Raw genomic sequence first — 16,648 nt, 5'->3', positions numbered from 1 at the left:
CGTCTACGCCCCGCCTGTGCGCCCCGGGGTCGGTGAGGAATCGGCGCGCTCCCTCCCTCCCTCCCTCCCTCCCTCCCTCCCGGTCGCCCCGGTGATCAAGAAGTTTGCGTCACCTGGAGGGCGGATCATGACGTAAACCTCTTGATCAACTGCGTGGGAGGTCGGGGTGTCCGGCCGGGGTGGTAGGAATGGCGGGTGGAGGTGCGGGAGCGGGTAGAGCAGGATCGGGTGGCGGTGCGGGAGCGGGCCGAGGGGGTGCTGCGCCGGCTGGCCGGTGCGCACGCCCGGCTGCGTGAGGACCAGTGGCGGGCCATCGAGGCGCTGGTGGTGGACCAGCGGCGGGTGCTCTGCGTGCAGCGCACCGGGTGGGGCAAGTCGGCGGTCTACTTCGTGGCCACCGCACTGCTGCGTGAGCGTGGCGAGCACGGCCCGACGGTCATCGTGTCGCCGCTGCTGGCGCTGATGCGCAACCAGGTGGAGGCGGCGGCCCGCGCCGGCATCCGGGCCCGCACCATCAACTCGGCCAACCTCGACGAGTGGGACGAGATCACCGCCGAGATCCACGCCGGGGCGGTCGACGTGCTGCTGATCAGCCCCGAGCGGCTCAACAACCCCGACTTCCGGGACACCGTCCTGCCGAGGCTGGCCGCCACCACCGGTCTGCTGGTGGTCGACGAGGCGCACTGCGTCTCCGACTGGGGGCACGACTTCCGGCCCGACTACCGCCGGCTGCGTACCTTCCTGGGCAACCTGCCCGAGCGGACCCCGGTGCTCGCCACCACCGCCACCGCCAACGAGCGGGTGACCCGGGACGTCGCCGAGCAACTCGGCACCGAACCCACCGCACCCCCCGCCGACCGCCACGCCCCCCGCGCCGAACTCTCCGCCGACCGCGCCGTGTCGCCCGCCGCACCTCGCGCCGACGGGAGTGCACTGACCGCCGATCCTGCCGCGTCGCCCGCCGATCCTGCCGCGTCGCCCGCCGACGCCGGTGGCCGGCGGGCCGACGTGCTGGTGCTGCGGGGCACCCTGGACCGGGAGTCGCTGCGGCTGGGCGTGCTCGACCTGCCCAGCCCGGCGCACCGGCTGGCCTGGCTCGCCGACCACCTGGACGCGCTGCCCGGCTCCGGGATCATCTACACGCTGACCGTCGCGGCGGCCACCGAGACCGCCGAGTTCCTGCGCGGGCGCGGCTGGTCGGTGGCTTCCTACACCGGTCAGGCCGACGACGCCGACCGTCGCGCCGCCGAACAGGACCTGCTCGACAACAAGATCAAGGCGCTGGTGGCGACCAGCGCGCTCGGGATGGGGTTCGACAAGCCCGATCTCGGTTTCGTGGTGCACCTCGGTGCGCCGCCCTCGCCGATCGCCTACTACCAGCAGGTCGGCCGCGCCGGTCGCGCCGTCGAACACGCCGAGGTGCTGCTGCTGCCCGGTGTCGAGGACGCCGCCATCTGGCGCTACTTCGCCTCGCTCGCCTTCCCGCCCGAGGATCAGGTGCGCACCGTGCTGGCCGCCCTGCACACCGACCGGCCGCTCTCCACCCAGGCCCTGGAACCCATCGTCGACCTGCGCCGGACCCGCCTGGAGTTGATGCTCAAGGTGCTCGACGTCGACGGCGCGGTCCGCCGGGTCCGTGGTGGCTGGCTCGCCACCGGCGAGCCCTGGACCTATGACGAGGCCCGGTTGCGCCGCGTCGCCGAGGCCCGCACCGCCGAGCAGCAGGCCATGCGCGAGTACGCCAGCACGCCCGGCTGCCGGATGCGATACCTGCGGGACTGCCTGGACGACAGCGGTGCCGGCGACTGCGGCCGGTGTGACCGCTGTGCCGCGCCGCTGTTCACCGCCGACGTGTCCGGTCCCGCGTTGACCGCCGCGCAGACCTTCCTCGGCCGCCCCGGGGTGCAGATCGCCCCCAAGAAGCTCTGGCCGACCGGCCTCGACGCGGTCGGCGTACCACTGAAGGGGCGGATTGCCCCGGCGGAGCAGGCGTTGCCCGGTCGGGCGGTGGGGCGGCTGTCCGACCTGGGCTGGGGTGGCCGGCTGCGCGCACTGGTCGGCCCGGACACGGCCGACGGCCCGGTCCCCGACGACGTGGCGGCGGCCGTGGTGGAGGTGCTGAAGGCGTGGGCCCACGGCGACGACCCGTGGCCGCGCCGCCCGGCCGGCGTGGTCGCGGTCGGCTCCCGCAGCCACCCGACCCTGGTCGCCTCGCTCGCCGAGCGGATCGCCACGGTCGGCCGGCTGCCGCTGCTCGGCCTGGTCACCCCCACCGGCCCGGCCGGGGCCGGCGGGCCGCGCGGCAACAGCGCCCAGCGGGTACGCGCCCTGCACGACGCCTTCACCGTCACCGACGAGGTGGCCGGCGCATTGGCCGGGCTGGACGGCCCGGTGCTGCTCGTCGACGACCTGGTCGACTCCGGCTGGACGATGACGATGGCCGCCCGGCTGCTGCGCCGCGCCGGTGCCCCCGACGTCCTCCCGCTGGCCCTCGCCGTCGCCGGCTGATCCGACCGGGCCGATGCCGGTGGCGGGCGGCCTCGGCAGGCGGCCGACAACGGGCTGAGCCAGCTCGGGTCGCCACGCCGACCAGCGGGCCCAGCCGACCAGCGGGCCCACCGGAGATGGTTCCCCGGCCGGCCGTAGTGCGACCGCCGCCACGGTGCCCGGCCGTCGCCCCGGTGCCGAGGGCCTCGACGGTACGGTGGGTGGATGGCCGACCAGCGATCCGTCACCCGGCCCGCCGGCCCGGCAGGTAGCGGCGGCCCGGCCACTGACCGGGGCACCCCGCAGCCGGTGGACCGGCAGGACCGGGGTACCCCCGACGCGGAACCGGGGGACCGGCCGGGACGTGGCGACGCGGAGCCCGGCGGATGGGTGCTGTCCGCCGGGGGGACCTCGGCCGGGGACGAGGCGTCGGCGGTCGGACCGGACCGGGCCACCCTGCGGTTGGCACTGGTGGTGGGTGGCCTGGTGCTGGCCGTCCTGCTCGGCTTCGGCCTCGGCCGGGCCAACGGGCGGCCCACCGACCGTACGACGGCGACCGCCGCCACCGCCGCCGGTGACCACACCCATGCTCCGGGCACCGGGGCGCACCAGCACGACGGCACCGCCGGGCAGTCGGGCGGCGACGCGGCCACCGGCCTGTCGGTCACCTCCGGCGGCTACACGCTCACCCCGTCGGGTGGGGAGTTCGTCGCCGGGCGGGCGGGCGAACTGCGGTTCCAGATCCGGGACGCCCAGCGACGGCCGGTCACCCGGTTCGCGATCGTGCACGACAAGCCGATGCACCTGGTCGTGGTCCGCCGTGACCTCACCGGCTTCCAGCACCTGCACCCGACGATGGCCGCCGACGGCACCTGGTCGATCCCGCTGACCCTGCCGGAGCCGGGCGTCTGGCGGGCGTACACGGACTTCACCGCGCTCGCCGACGACGGCCAGCAGACCCCGGCCACGCTGGGCGTGGACCTGGTCGCTCCGGGGGACTACACGCCCCGCCCGCTGCCGGCCCCGGCCACCCGGGCGACCGTGGCCGGGTTCACCGTCGACTACGAGGGCACGGCGCAGGTGGGTGCCGCCGTACCGCTGCGGTTCCGGGTCCGGGACGGGGCGGGACAGCCGGCGACCCTGGAGCGCTACCTCGGTGCGTACGGGCACCTGGTCGCCCTGCGTGAAGGGGACCTGGGCTACCTGCACGTGCACCCGGGACCCGGGCCGGCCACCGACACGGTGACGTTCTGGCTGACCGCGCCCGGCCCCGGCAGTTACCGGATGTACCTGGACTTCCAGGTGGCGGGCGTGGTGCGGACCGCCGAGTTCACCCTCACGGTCCGCTGACCCCCGGCAACCTCCACCCGGCCCGGCGAGGCGCTGCCGTCCCTGCCTGGTCAGCCGGCGAGGCGCTGCCGTCCCTGCTTGGCCAGCCGGCGAGGCGCTGCCGTCCCTGCGTGGTCAGCCGGCGAGGCGCTGCCGTCCCTGCCTGGTCAGCCGGCGAGGCGCTGCCGTCCCTGCCTGGTCAGCCGGCGAGGCGCTGCCGTCCCTGCTTGGCCAGCCGGCGAGGCGCTGCCGTCCCTGCGTGGTTACTCGGCGAGGCGCTGCCGTCGCCGCGTGCTCGGCCGGCTCAGCCGGAGCGGCCGCCCGGCCCGATGAAGGGTCCCAGCCGAAGGGCCTCAGCCGGCGAGGGGCAGCCGGAGGAGTCAGCCGGCCCGGCGGATCGGGCGGCGGGCGAGGTAGCGGAGCAGGTCGCGGATGTGGTGCTTCTCCTCGGCGGGCACCGTCGGATCGGCCAGCCGGTCGAGGATCACCCGGACGTCCGCCTCCACCGGGCCGTCGTCGGCGCGGCGGCGGGGGACGGGTCCCGCGTCGGGCAGGCCGAGGGCCCGGAAGGCCGCCGCCACCGGCAGGTCGAGGGCGGCGCAGAAACCGCGCACCTTGGCCAGCTCGGGATAGTCCTGCCAGTCACCGGCGAGCCAGCGGAAAACGGTGGATCGACCGACCCCGGTGTGGGCAGCGAGGTCGCTCACCGTCCAACCCCGCTCGTCACGGGCGTCGTCGATGGCCCGTCGCACGAACCGTGCGAACGCCATCTGGGGTGATACCTCTGTCGAACCCATGCCGGTGAGATCGTCCCTTCCGGTGGGAGTCGGGTGTCCGGTGCGCCCTTCGAGGGTAGTACGGCGGGACGTCGTGACAATTGCCCGACCGTCCGTCCCTTCCGCGCCGACGGCGTCGCCGCACCCGGGGCAGCTGGCGGGCGGGTGCGGACTGCCGCAGTTGTCACCAACCCAGGACGGTCGGTGGGGCCCCCGACCCGTCCCGTACGCCGAGGAGGAGCAGCTATGGCCGAGCCCGACCGTCCGGTGCCGCACCGCCCGGGTGCGGTCAGCCTCTTCTTCGTCGCCAAGGCGGGGGTGTTCGCCCTGGGCTTCTGGAGCTGGCTGCTGGTGCTGGTGTTGACCGGTGACGGGGCGACCGGCGGGCACGTGCTGGCCGCCGCCGGTGCCGTCACCACCACGCTGGTGGGGGTGGTGCTCGGCGTGCGGCTGGCCCTGCAACGCAGCGCCGCCGCCCGGCACGCCGAACTCAAGCGGCTCCTGGTCGACATCTCGTGGAACGCCTTCGCCGCCGCCGGCAACGCCGAGTCGGCCGGCACGGTGGTGCCGTTCCCCACCACGTCCGTCGAGGGCGAGCGTGGGGAGCGTGATCGGGTCCCTACGGTCTTCGCCCGGGGGCCGGGGGAGCGGCCCGGCGGGCGACGTCGCTGAGCCTGGTCACGCCCCGCCGACGGGTGCGGGCCGGTCGTCCAACAGGATCGACAGGCGCGGGGTGACCTGCCACTGGTCGACCAGCTGCTGATACTCGGCCCGCTGCGGCCCGGTGTCGGTGCCGGACCCGGTGCGGCGGGCGCGGATCAGCAGGTTGCGGGGGGTGTGCCGGGAGTCGACGAACTCGACCACCTCGGCCCGGTAGCCGTGCACCCGCAGCAGCCCGGCGCGTAGCGCGTCGGTGAGCACGTCGGCGAAGCGTTCCCGCAGGATGCCCTGCCGGGTCAGCAGCTCGTACGGGGCCGGCGTCGGCCGGGAACGCAGCTGTGCCGCCAGGTCGTGGTGGCAGCACGGCGCGGCGAGGATCCACCGGGCGTCCCAGCGCACCGCCCGGGCCAGCGCCTCGTCGGTGGCGGTGTCGCAGGCGTGCAGCGCGAGCACCAGGTCGGGGGCGGGTTCCACCACCGCGTCGGCGATGGTACCGGCCACGAAGGAGACCCGGTCGGCCCAACCGAGGCGGGCGGCCAGTTCGCTGTTGCGCTGCCGTTGATCTTCCCGGACGTCCACCCCGACCAGTTCCACGTCCAGCCCGCGACCGGTGAGGTACCGGTAGGCGGCGAAGGTCAGGTAGGCGTTGCCGCAGCCCAGGTCGACCACCCGCAGCCGGCCGGTGAGATCGTCGGGCAGGGTGGCGGCCAGCGCGCGGAGGAAGGCGTCGACCTGCCGCCGTTTGGCCGCGTTGCCGCCGATCGTCGCGAAGATCGGGTCCCCCGGATCGAGCAGGTAGTCCTTCACCCGGTCGTGGCCCTCCGGCCCGGCCGCCGGTCGGTCGGCGGTGGCCCGGTGCACCTGGGCTTCGCCGGACTTGGTCACCCGCAGTTGGAGGGTCGCCCCGGCGGTCTCCACGTGCCAGTTGCCGAACGGCTCGGCGAGCAGCGCGTCGACCGCCGCGTCGGCCTCCGCGCCCGGCGACACGTTCCGGGTGTACGGCCGGACGCCGTCGGACGTGGAGATCTGCAACCGGGGGCCGGTCTTGAGGGCCACCGGGCGTAGTTCGGCCCGGACCAGGGAGGGGCGCTGCCCACGGCGTCGACCGGCGGCGACGGCGCGGGTCAGGGCGGGGTCGAGCAGCAACGCCCGGACCTCGGTGAGGGCGGCGTCCAAGGGTTCCGGCATCGCTCCATCATCCTTCCCGGCCGATCGGTCCCGCGAGCGGGCGGACGCGGGGTGACCCGAACCGCCGTGGTGACCGGGCGGACACGCGACATCCCCCGGGCCGTCCGTACGGGCCGGGGGATGTCGGTGGTGCCAGTCAGTCGGCGGTGGCCTCGGCCGGCGTGTCCGTGCCGGAACCGCCACCACGGCGACGCCGCCGACGACGGGGCCGGGTCGACTCGCCCTCGCCGGCCGGCCCGGAGGCTGCGACTGCCGGCTCGGAGGCTGCGGCGGCCGGCTCGCCCGCCGTACCCGTCGGGGTGTCGGTGGACTCCCCACCGGTCACGGTGGTCGGCTCGCCCACGACGACCTCGCCGGCCCGGCGGCGACGCCGGTGGCGCGGGGTACGGGGGCCTTCGTCGGTGGACTCCACGGGCGTCTCGGTGGCGCCCGGCGCATCGGTGTCGGGGCGGCCCCGTCGGCCCTCGCCGCGACCGCCGGTGGCGCCCCGACCGCCGCTGTCACCGCGGCCTCGGCCCTCGCCGCGTCGGGAGCCCCGGCCGCCGCCGCTCTCACCCCGGCGGGAACGGCCACCGAGGTCCTCCTCGACCTCGGCGGAGAGCCCGGCCCGGGTCCGCTCGGCGGTCGGCAGGGTGCCGGTCATCTCGGCGGAGATGTCCAGGTCGGTGTAGAGGTGCGGGGAGGTGTGGTAGGTCTCCGGCGGCTCCGGCATGTCCAGGCCGAGCGTCTTGTCGATGATCCGCCACCGGGGCATGTCGTCCCAGTCGACGAAGGTGACCGCGACGCCGGTCGCCCCGGCCCGACCGGTACGACCGATCCGGTGGGTGTAAGTGTCCTGGTCTTCGGGGCAGTCGTAGTTGATGACGTGGGTGACGCCGCTGACGTCGATGCCCCGGGCGGCCACGTCGGTGGCGACCAGCGTGTCGATCTTGCCGGCCCGGAACGCGCGCAGCGCCCGTTCCCGCGCGCCCTGGCCCAGGTCGCCGTGCACCGCGGCCACCGCGAAGCCGCGGAAGTCGAGATCCTCGGCGACCCGGTCGGCGGCCCGCTTGGTGCGGGTGAAGATCATGGTGAGCCCGCGCCCCTCGGCCTGGAGGATCCGCGCCACGATCTCGATCTTGTTCATCGAGTGGGTGCGGTACGCCAGCTGCTGGGTCTGCGGCGACGGGCCGGTCTCGGCGGTGTGCCCGGCGTGGATCGTCACCGGCCGGCGCAGGAACCGCCGGGAGAGGGTGACGATCGGGTCCGGCATGGTGGCCGAGAAGAGCATGGTCTGCCGGTCGTCCGGCAGCATCGCCAGGATCTTCTCGACATCGTCGAGGAAGCCCAGGTCGAGCATCCGGTCGGCCTCGTCGAGCACGAGCGCGCGGACCCGGTCGAGCCGCAGGTGCTTCTGCTTCTGCAGGTCCATCAGCCGGCCGGGGGTGCCGACCAGGATCTCCACGCCCTTGCGCAGCGCGTCGATCTGCGGCTCGTAGGCCACGCCGCCGTAGATCGGCAGCACCCGCACGCCCCGGGTCCGCCCGGCGGCGGCGAGGTCCTTGGCGACCTGGATGCCCAGCTCGCGGGTGGGTACGACGACCAGCGCCTGGGGCACGCCGTCGCTGCCCTCGGCCGGCGCCAGGACCCGCTCCAGCAGCGGTACGCCGAAGCCGAGGGTCTTGCCGGTGCCGGTCGGGGCCTGGCCGATCATGTCGGTGCCGCGCAGCGCGATCGGGATGGCGTACTCCTGGATCGCGAAGGCGCGGGTGATGCCCGCCGCGGCCAGGGCCTCGACGGTCTCGGGCCGCGCGCCGAGCGCGGCGAACGTGGGGGCCTCCGGGCGGACCGGGGCGGTGGGGACCAGTTCCTGGCCCTCCAGTTGGTCGAGAATCTGTTCGCTCATCTGGATCTGGGGGTGCCCTCTCGTGGTGCGCCCCGTTTTGTCCTCAGGGCGCGTTCGGTGTGACGCGGGCCACGCGATCGGCGGCGGAGAATCGCCGCGCCGGACCGGGCCGCACGCGCGCCGTGGGCAGGACTTCGATCAGATCGGCGCCCACGGCAACTACCTCATCCTACCCGAGCAGGTCGGCACACGCTCCTGACCTGGACCCACGGCTTTTCGCCGGGGGTGGGAATTGTGACCTGAGTCACCGTTAATGTCGTCGGTGACGCCGACGGCACAGGGGTGGGCCAGCGCGGCGACCGGATTCGACACGGTCGGTGACCCGCCGCCCACCGGGCCCGGCCTGCGACGGGATCACCCGCCGCAGGGGCCGGACCGGTTCAGCGGACGGTGAACCCGACCGAACGGGGAGACGCCTCGGCGATCTCGACGTAGGCGACCTTGCCGACCGGCACGATGACCCGTCGACCCTTCTCGTCGGTCAGGGACAGCGTCCCCTCGACCTTGGCGAAGGCGTCGGTCACGATCTGCTCGATCTCGGCCGGCGACTGCGCGCTCTCCAGTACCAGCTCGCGCGGCGCGTACTGCACGCCGATCTTGACCTCCACTGTGCCTCCTCAGGTGGGCGAGATAGCCGCCGGTCCGAAGGCTATCCGATCTCGGGGCGGGATGTTCAGGCTGACTCACCCTGGAGCGGGAAGCTCGCGATGCCCCGCCAGGACAACGCCGCGACCAGCGCCTCGGCCTCGGCCTTCGGCACCTGCCGGCCACCGGCCAGCCAGAACTGGGCCGCCGTCTCCGCCGCACCGACCAGGCCGGAGGCGAGCAGCTCGGCGTGCGACCGGCTGACCCCGGTGTCGGAGATGATGGTGTCGGTGATCGCCGCGATGCAGCCCTGCTCCACCCGCTCCACCCGCTGCCGGACCGCCGGATCGTTGCGCAGGTCCGACTCGAACACGAGCCGGAACGCCTCGCTCTCGTGGTCGACGAAGTCGAAGTAGGCCCGCACCGACGCGCCGACCCGCTCCTTGTTGTCGTTGGTGCCCCGCATCGCATCGTGCACCTTGGCGACGATGGCGTCACAGTGCGTGTCGAGCAGCGCCAGGTAGAGATCCATCTTTCCGGGGAAGTGCTGATACAGCACCGGCTTGGAAACCCCGGCCCGCTCGGCGATGTCGTCCATCGCCGCGGCGTGGTACCCCTGGGCTACGAACACCTCCTGAGCCGCCGCGAGTAGCTGCTTACGGCGTGCTGAGCGGGGCAGCCGGGTGGGCCGGCCGGTAGTCTGCGCACCGTTCCCCACAGCGGTCATGGGAACCTCCGAGTTTCGTCATCCAGCCGGCACTTTTACCCCGTACCGGTCAGGGCACTCACCCCGGCCCCGGAATTGGCCCGCCGCTGTAACTTATCGCCACTGTCACCACACGGTAGCCTCAGCGGGGGCGACCAAGGAGCGCGCGGTGAGTGAATCAGGGCAACCCGGTGCCGCCACCCCGGGAGAGCATGACGACGGTACGGGTCAGCAGGACGACCTGGCCCGTTCCGTCAACGGTTGGGCACCTGCGACCGGGTGGTCCGGCGGAACCGACGCCCCGGGTTACCGGGAGTCGGCCTCACCGTGGAACCGGACCGATCCCACCGCCGGCTGGGGTGGTCAGCCGTCCCGGCACGGTGACCTGCCTGCGCCGTTCCCCGTTCCCCCGGCCGGCGACGAGGTCCCCCGCAACGGGCGGGCCCACCGCAATGGTCACGACTCGGCACCGGAATTCCCGGCCCCGCTGCGTCGCCCGGTGAGCGCCCCGCCCGGCGGGCCGGGGCACCCCGCCGACGACCCCGGATTCACCGACGGTGACCGACTGGTCGTGCCGGCCCAGCGGCCGGCGTCCCCGGCTGAGCCACCGCACGATCCCGAGTCCGCCCGGCACTCCTCGGACGATCCCGCCGCGCCCCGGCGCGGCCACTGGCCCGACAGTGGCCTGCCCACCTCCGCCCCGCCGGCCGTGCAGGTCCCGCCGGTCGGCACCGCCGCCTCCGGGTTCGAGGTGCCCCCCGGTTTCCACGCCCCCGAGCGGGGCGAGGCCGGGCCGCTGCCGACCGACGCCCCCCGCGACTGGAGCAACCGGCTGCCCGCCGAGGGCGGCCCGCGCGGGGCCGGCCGGTTCGCCCCCACCGAGCCCACCGCCGGCACCGAGCCGCCCGGTGCCGATCCGTACGGCACCGAGCCGCGTGGTGCCGGGCAGTACAGCGGGGAGCAGTCCGCTGCGGGGCGTCGGCCCGCCCCCGGACCGGACGAGCCCGACTGGTCCGGCCCGAGCTGGAACCGGCCCAGCTGGGGCGGCAGCTGGGCACCCGCCTGGTCACGGGACGAGGAGCCGCCCGCCGGCCGCCCGACCCGCGCCGAACGGACGGCCGAGTGGTCGGCCGAGCCCGCCCGCCCCTACGAGCCGGTCCGTGCCGAACCCGCCCGCCCCTACCAGCCGGTGCGCGCCGAGCCCGCCCGGCCGTACGAGCCGGTGCGCTCGGAGGTGCCCCGCCCGTACGAGCTGACCCGCTCCGAGCCGGTCACCCCACCGGCGCTGCCGGAGCCCGCGCCGCCGGTGGTCGCCCGGCCCGGCCGGGACCAGCCGCCCGTCGCGCCGGTCGTCGACCGGGTCGCCCCGGGCCGCCCCGGCACCGACCACCCCGAGCCCGACTGGTCCGACCGCACCGGTCACGACCGCGACCGGCCCGAGCGGGACTGGTCCGGGCGTACCGGCCGGTCCGAGCGGGACCTCCCGACCCGCACCGACCGGCCCGAGGGCGGCTTCTCCGGCCGGTCCGAGCGGGACTTCCCGGACCAGGTGGACCGCAGCGGTCGAGCGGAGCGCTCCGAGCGGGACTGGACCGCCCCCGTGAAGCGGGACTGGACCGACCGCCCCGAGCAGGACCGGTCCGGCCGGGACTGGACCGACCGGTCCGGGCGGGACTGGCCGGAGCCCGTCGAGCGGCCCGACCGCGGCCGGCCGGCCGGCGAGTCCGCCACCGAGGGGTCGCCCACGCCGGACCGACCGGCCGAGCGACGCCCCTGGGCGGTGGGCCCGCCCGCCGACGCGCCACCCGTACCCCCCGAGACGTTCACCGGCCCACCCCCGGCGGCCCCCGAGGCGTTCGCCGGCCTGCCCCGCGACGAGCCGGCCGGTCTGTCGCCCGCCGCGCGGGCCGAGCCGCCCGCCGTGCCGGCCCTGCCGGGGCCCGAACCGGTCGGGCCGGTGGCCGCCTCCGGCCCGGAACGGGGCACCGGACTGCCGCCCGCCGTCCGGGCCGACCAGCCGTTCCGACTCCCCCGCGACGAGCCGGCCGCCCGTCCCGTCGGCCGCGCCGACCAGCCGTTCCGACTCCGGTCGGTGCCGACCGAGCCGGCCACCCCCACCGATCTTCCCGGCCACCCGCCGGAGCCTCCCGTCTCCGCCGTCGGTGCCCCCGCCACGAGCGGGCCACACCGCCTGGACCGGATTCCCCCCGCGCCCGTCCCGACGAGCGCTCCCCCCTACGCGGCCCGCCGATCCGCCCCTGACCCGCTGACCGCCACCGAGCCGGTGGTGGACGAACGGCAGCCGGACCGGGGCACGGCGGTGCTGCCGCAGCGCGTCCCCGCCGAACCGGACGTGCCCGTCGTGCCGGAGCCGCCAGCCGTGGAGCCCCCCGCAGAGACCCCGGAGCTCGCCCGAATCGCCACCCACCTGCGTCGTGACGACGAGTCCGCCCCGCTGCGGGAACGCCCCGAGGGCTTCGACGTCAACGCGATCCTGGACGCCGTACGGGAGGTGGCCGGGGTGCGGGACGCGGCGCTGCGTCGTACCCCCGCCGGGGCGCACAGCCTGCGCCTCGACCTGTCCGACGGGGCGGACCCGGCGGAGGTGAGCCGACTGGTGGCCCGCCTGCTCCAGGAACGGATGGGCCTCGCCGCCGCGCCGCAGAACCTGTCCGGTGAACCCAGCGCCCCGGTGCCGCCGCCGCTGCGTCGGCGTACCGGTGAGCCGCGTCCGGCTGCCGGCGAGCGCCCGGGTGACGCCCGGGGCCGTGACGAGTTCGGCCCGGCCGACCGGCGGGATCCGAACCGGGGCGGTGCCCCGACCGGCCGGGCCCGCGCCGTCGAGCCACCCGCCGCGTCGCCGGTGGTCTCCCCATCCGCTGCGGCACCGCCCGTCGTCGCGTCGTCCCCGGTCGAGGAGCGCCCGGTCGGTGACCCCGCCCGACCGGCGGGTGAGCCGACGGCCCGGTCGACCGCCGCGGCCCGTGCCGACGGGGTGTCCCGCGCCGACGGTCCGGCCTGGGACGGCGAGGAGCACCCCGCCGAGGAGTCGCCGACCGCGTCCGGGGTGCCCCGGCGACGTCGGCAGCCCGTCCACCGGGGTCGGGCCAGTGTGGAGGAGGCACCCCCGGGGGCGCTGCTGGTGCCGACCGGCAGCCCGGCGACGCTCAACGCGTCGTACTCCGGTGGGCAGATGACCACGACGGAGACCGCGCCGTCGCGACCGCTGGACACCGGCGGTGTGCCGGGGCCCCGGGTGGTGATCGACCACGTCCAGGTGAGCACCTTCGGCCTGGACGCCAACGTCGAGGTACGCCTGCTCACCGCCGGTGAGCCGGCCGCCGGTCACGCCACCGGGCCGGCCGTGGACGGGTACGTGCTGCGGCTGTGCGCGGTGGCCGCCGCGGCGGCCGTGGACGAGTTGCTGCGCCACGCCGAGCGCACCGCCGAGCGGGGACGTTGCTTCGTCGAGCACGCCGCCGTGGTGCCGTTCGGCAACTGCGAGGTGGCGACCGTGGTGGTGCTGCTGGTCTGCGACGGCTGGGTGGAGCAGTTGGCGGGGTCGGCGCTGGTCGCCGGTGATCCGCGTCAGGCGGTGGTCCGGGCGACCCTGGCGGCGGTCAACCGACGCCTCGAAGCGTTGCTCGCCTGACCTGGCACGTTGTCGGCGAGGGGTCGGGGCGGTAACACTGCCGGTATGAAGCGCGCCGCCCTCTGGCCCGAGGAGCACCTGCCCCCGCACCGGCTGCCCCCACCGTGGCCCGGCCGGGCGGTACGCCTCGACGGCACGGTCACCTACGTCCGGGACACCCCGGCCACCGGGCCGGACGCGGAACCGGCGCTGTACGTGCACGGGCTGGGTGGTTCGTCGCAGAACTGGACGGACCTCGCCGGCCTGCTCGCCGGCCGCCTCGACGGGCAGGCGATCGACCTGCCCGGTTTCGGGCGCAGCGAGCCGGGGCTGCGCTACACCATCCCGGCGTTCGCCGACCGGGTGGTGCGCTGGATCGAGCACTCCGGCCGGGGCCCGGTGCACCTGTTCGGCAACTCGTTGGGCGGGGCGGTCTCGGTGTACGTCGCCGGTCGCCGGCCGGACCTGGTGCGGACCCTGACGCTGATCTCGCCGGCCCTGCCGTTCCTGAACTTCGGGCGTTCGTTGCAGGGGCGGATGCTGCCGCTGCTGGCCATCCCGCGGGGGGAGCGGTTGGCTGCGTGGCGGCTCGCCCAGCTCGCCCCGGAGGTGATGGCCCGGCAGGCGATGGAGGCGTGCGTGGCCGACCTGAGCCGGATCAGCGACCAGCGCCGGCAGGAGGCGCTGGAGGAGATCCGGGTCCGCTACGAGGCGACGCACTACGCCGCCGCGTACGTCCGGACGTTCCGGGGGCTGGTGGCCAGCTTCCTGCGGTCGTACCTGCCGGGGCCGGGGTCGCTGTGGCGGATCGCCGCCGCGATCGAGGCGCCCACCCTGGTGGTGGGGGGCATGAAGGACCGGCTGGTGGACGTCAGGGTGGCCCCGCAGACCGCCCGGATCATCCCGGACAGCCGGTTGATGATGCTGGCCGGCGTCGGGCACGTGGCCCAGTTGGAGGTGCCGCGTACGGTGGCTCGCGCCGTGCTTCACCTGCTCGCGGAGACGACGGGGTCCCCGCCGCCCGCCCGGCCCGGCAGGCCACCGGCCGGCGGTGCGGACCCGACGTCTGCCGGGGACGCGGCGCCGACGACCGGCGGTGGGGCGGACGTGCCGTCGGCCGGTGCGGGTGCCGCGCTTGAGTTCGGCGGGGGCGACGCGCCGGAGTCCGGTGGTGACGTGGCGTGGCGGCCCGGGGTGGCATCCTGACCCGGATGACTGCCCTCCTGCGCCACGGCCTGCGATGGGCCCGTGGCATCCGCCGCCCCGGGACGGTCCTGCGCCGTCCGTCCGTCTTCACCGGCCGGTCGCGTCCGGCGCTGTCGGCGACCGTGCTGCTGTTGGTGGTGGTCTCCGGCGGGCTGGCGGTGACCACGGGTGCGGGGTCGGGCACCGGTCGGTTGGTCGCCCGGCCGGTGGTGCCACCCGGCGGGTCGGCCGCGACCGGTAACGCGTCGGACGCCGTGGGGTCGGCCGGCGACTTCGGGCGGGCCGGGCCCGCCGACGGTGCGGGTCCGCAGGGTGCGGCCGGGCCGGTGCCGCCGGTCGCGGTGCCGTCGGCGGAGCAGGCCGGCGTGGGTGGCCCGACCACGGCCGTGCCGCCGTTGGCGTTGTCCGGGCCGGTCCCGGCGACGGGCCGGGGCACCTTCGCCTACGACGACCGGGCCGGGGCGACGCTGGGCCGGTCCGGTGTGCTGCGGCGGTACCGGGTGGCCGTGGAGGTCGGCTCCGGTGAGGACGTCCGGGACTTCTCCGACCAGGTGCAGGCGGCGCTGGCCGGGCCGGGTAGCTGGGTGGACGGCGGGCGGTTGCGGCTGCGCCGGGTGCCGGGGGACGCGCCGTACGACTTCACGGTCCAGTTGGCGACCCGGAACACGGCGGGTCGGTTGTGCCGGGCCGGTGGGGTGGACATCCGGGTCGGTGGGGTGCCGTTCACGTCGTGCCGCGCGCCGGGGAAGGTGATCGTCAACCTGGACCGGTGGCGGACGTCGGTGCCGCACTTCGTCCGGGCCGGGGTGCCGTTGGCGCTCTACCGGACGTACGTGGTGAACCACGAGGTGGGGCACGAGTTGGGGCACCGCCACGAGGGGTGCCCGGGGGTGGGCCGGCCGGCGCCGGTGATGCAGCAGCAGTCGTTGTTCCTGCGGGGGTGCACGGCGAACCCGTGGCCGTACCTGGGTGGGCGTCGGTACGCCGGCCCGGCGCGCTGAACCCGCCGGGGCGGGTCGTCCGGTGTATGTGAAACATCCTCTCGTAAGAAGTGGCAATAACGCTGATATGCCCGATTAGTCTGCCATGCTGGACGGGTGACCACCCCGACCGACTCCGCCGGGCGTCCGGAGCCGCCGGCCGCCGGCCCACCCGACCCACGCCCATGCGACCGCACCGCGTCGCAGCCCGCCGACCAGCGCCACCGCGACCCGCACACCGAGCCGCACCACGGCGGGCCGAGCCACGGCGGGCGAAGCCACGGCGGGCCGAGCCGCGGCGGGCCGAGCCACCCCACGGAGGGGCGGCGAGGGTCGTACCGCAGTCGTCGGTTGCGGCGTCGGCGTCGCCGGGCCGTGCTGCTCGGCCTGGTCCTGCTTGGCGCGGGCGGGTTCGTCGGCCTCTACCCGGACGACCCCCCGGGAGACCCCGCGCCGGTCGCCGGGCGGCTGGCCGACGGGACGGGCGGTGGACGACCGACCGGTGGACCCGACGGCGGGCAACCCCCCACCGGCTACCCGCGCAGCGGACCCGGGCGCTTCACCGTCGCAGACGGCCGCTCCGAGGTGTACGGCTCCGACGGTCCGCTGCACCGCTACCGGATCGAGGTGGAACAGGGCACCGGTCAGGACGTGGACGCGTTCGCCGCCGCCGTGGACGCCACCCTGGGTGACCCGAACAGCTGGATCCGCTCCGGCGAACTACGGTTCCAGCGGGTGCCGGAGGTGGCCGCCGCCGACTTCACCATCTATCTCGCCACCCCGGCCACCTCCGAGCGGATCTGCGCGGAAGGTGGGCTGGACACCGAGGGCTACACCTCCTGCCGGCTGCCCGGTCGGGTGGTCATCAACCTGGCCCGCTGGATGGACGCCGTGCCGGACTACGGGGCGCCGCTGTCGGTCTACCGGACGTACGTGGTCAACCACGAGGTGGGGCACGAACTCGGCGAGGAACACCAGGCCTGCCCCGGGGTCGGCGAGCCGGCCCCGGTGATGCAGCAGCAGACGTACGGGCTGGACGGCTGCGTGGCCAACGCCTGGCCGTACGTCGACGGCTCCCGCTACTCGGGCGAGCTGATCCCCGGCGCCTGAGTTATTCCCCTCCCGTATGTCGGACGGGGTGTCACTGCTCATGGCCGAGGGGTGGTCGGCCGAGCGACAATGGCTCGGTTCGCCATCAGCCGATCACCGGGGAGT

The 16,648-nt window shown here is 75.5% G+C and carries 10 protein-coding genes and 3 pseudogenes; 8 read left to right on the top strand and 5 right to left on the bottom strand.

Translation table 11 applies throughout. The features are described 5' to 3' along the window. Positions 1–228: 228 nt before the first annotated feature. The 3 genes and pseudogenes from AB0C22_RS28030 to AB0C22_RS28020 all read left to right on the top strand — a co-directional run. A pseudogene (locus tag AB0C22_RS28030) lies at positions 229–831 on the top strand (DEAD/DEAH box helicase); the annotation flags it as partial. 180 nt (positions 832–1,011) lie between these two features. Then, a pseudogene (locus AB0C22_RS28025) lies at positions 1,012–2,508 on the top strand (helicase-related protein); the annotation flags it as partial. Between the two features lie 204 nt (positions 2,509–2,712). After that, positions 2,713–3,837 (top strand): hypothetical protein, encoded by a 1,125-nt coding sequence (locus AB0C22_RS28020; protein WP_255597751.1) that lies wholly within the window; start codon positions 2,713–2,715, stop codon positions 3,835–3,837. A 359-nt stretch (positions 3,838–4,196) separates the two neighbouring features. Here the strand turns inward: AB0C22_RS28020 and AB0C22_RS28015 are convergent, their stop codons facing one another. Further along, positions 4,197–4,613, bottom strand: coding sequence for a helix-turn-helix transcriptional regulator (locus tag AB0C22_RS28015; RefSeq protein WP_219464817.1), 417 nt, complete (start codon positions 4,611–4,613; stop codon positions 4,197–4,199). A 225-nt stretch (positions 4,614–4,838) separates the two neighbouring features. Here AB0C22_RS28015 and AB0C22_RS28010 point away from each other — a divergent pair, with 225 nt between their 5' ends. Next, on the top strand, positions 4,839–5,264 hold the full coding sequence (locus AB0C22_RS28010; RefSeq protein ID WP_219464815.1) for a hypothetical protein: 426 nt from the start codon (positions 4,839–4,841) through the stop codon (positions 5,262–5,264). A gap of 6 nt (positions 5,265–5,270) precedes the next feature. Here the strand turns inward: AB0C22_RS28010 and AB0C22_RS28005 are convergent, their stop codons facing one another. The 4 genes from AB0C22_RS28005 to AB0C22_RS27990 all read right to left on the bottom strand — a co-directional run bounded on the left by AB0C22_RS28005 (position 5,271) and on the right by AB0C22_RS27990 (position 9,637). Further along, complete coding sequence (locus AB0C22_RS28005; RefSeq protein ID WP_219464813.1) at positions 5,271–6,440, bottom strand: SAM-dependent methyltransferase; 1,170 nt, start codon at positions 6,438–6,440, stop codon at positions 5,271–5,273. Positions 6,441–6,576: 136 nt separating this feature from the next. Beyond that, positions 6,577–8,325, bottom strand: a complete 1,749-nt coding sequence (locus AB0C22_RS28000) for a DEAD/DEAH box helicase (protein ID WP_219464811.1) — start codon at positions 8,323–8,325, stop codon at positions 6,577–6,579. A 380-nt stretch (positions 8,326–8,705) separates the two neighbouring features. Next, positions 8,706–8,933 carry a DUF3107 domain-containing protein gene (locus AB0C22_RS27995; RefSeq protein WP_091242202.1) on the bottom strand — a complete coding sequence of 76 codons (228 nt, stop codon included), beginning with the start codon at positions 8,931–8,933 and terminating at the stop codon, positions 8,706–8,708. Between the two features lie 65 nt (positions 8,934–8,998). After that, the gene (locus tag AB0C22_RS27990; RefSeq protein WP_208568268.1) at positions 8,999–9,637 is read right to left on the bottom strand and encodes a TetR/AcrR family transcriptional regulator; all 639 of its coding nucleotides are present in this window, start codon (positions 9,635–9,637) and stop codon (positions 8,999–9,001) included. Positions 9,638–9,785: 148 nt separating this feature from the next. Between AB0C22_RS27990 and AB0C22_RS27985 the strand changes: the two genes are divergently transcribed. The 4 genes and pseudogenes from AB0C22_RS27985 (at position 9,786) to AB0C22_RS27970 (ending at position 16,543) form a co-directional block, all read left to right on the top strand. Further along, complete coding sequence (locus AB0C22_RS27985; RefSeq protein ID WP_357537928.1) at positions 9,786–13,268, top strand: hypothetical protein; 3,483 nt, start codon at positions 9,786–9,788, stop codon at positions 13,266–13,268. A 45-nt stretch (positions 13,269–13,313) separates the two neighbouring features. Further along, positions 13,314–14,249: pseudogene (locus AB0C22_RS27980) on the top strand (alpha/beta hydrolase); the annotation flags it as partial. Positions 14,250–14,458: 209 nt separating this feature from the next. Further along, positions 14,459–15,454, top strand: coding sequence for a DUF3152 domain-containing protein (locus AB0C22_RS27975; protein WP_357537926.1), 996 nt, complete (start codon positions 14,459–14,461; stop codon positions 15,452–15,454). A gap of 330 nt (positions 15,455–15,784) precedes the next feature. After that, the gene (locus AB0C22_RS27970; RefSeq protein ID WP_357537924.1) at positions 15,785–16,543 is read left to right on the top strand and encodes a DUF3152 domain-containing protein; all 759 of its coding nucleotides are present in this window, start codon (positions 15,785–15,787) and stop codon (positions 16,541–16,543) included. Positions 16,544–16,648: the final 105 nt, after the last annotated feature.

Source organism: Micromonospora sp. NPDC048894 (genome assembly GCF_040649765.1).
Classification (GTDB): Bacteria; Actinomycetota; Actinomycetes; order Mycobacteriales; family Micromonosporaceae; genus Micromonospora; species Micromonospora antibiotica.
This window is presented reverse-complemented; position numbering and strand designations above follow the sequence as displayed.

Bases quoted from the DNA above. Each gene is read 5' to 3' on its own strand.
- AB0C22_RS28015 (WP_219464817.1), bottom strand. From the start codon at position 4,613: ATGGGTTCGACAGAGGTATCACCCCAGATGGCGTTCGCACGGTTCGTG.
- AB0C22_RS28005 (WP_219464813.1), bottom strand. From the start codon at position 6,440: ATGCCGGAACCCTTGGACGCCGCCCTCACCGAGGTCCGGGCGTTGCTG.
- AB0C22_RS28020 (WP_255597751.1), top strand. From the start codon at position 2,713: ATGGCCGACCAGCGATCCGTCACCCGGCCCGCCGGCCCGGCAGGTAGC.
- AB0C22_RS28010 (WP_219464815.1), top strand. From the start codon at position 4,839: ATGGCCGAGCCCGACCGTCCGGTGCCGCACCGCCCGGGTGCGGTCAGC.
- AB0C22_RS28000 (WP_219464811.1), bottom strand. From the start codon at position 8,325: ATGAGCGAACAGATTCTCGACCAACTGGAGGGCCAGGAACTGGTCCCC.
- AB0C22_RS27990 (WP_208568268.1), bottom strand. From the start codon at position 9,637: ATGACCGCTGTGGGGAACGGTGCGCAGACTACCGGCCGGCCCACCCGG.
- AB0C22_RS27975 (WP_357537926.1), top strand. From the start codon at position 14,459: ATGACTGCCCTCCTGCGCCACGGCCTGCGATGGGCCCGTGGCATCCGC.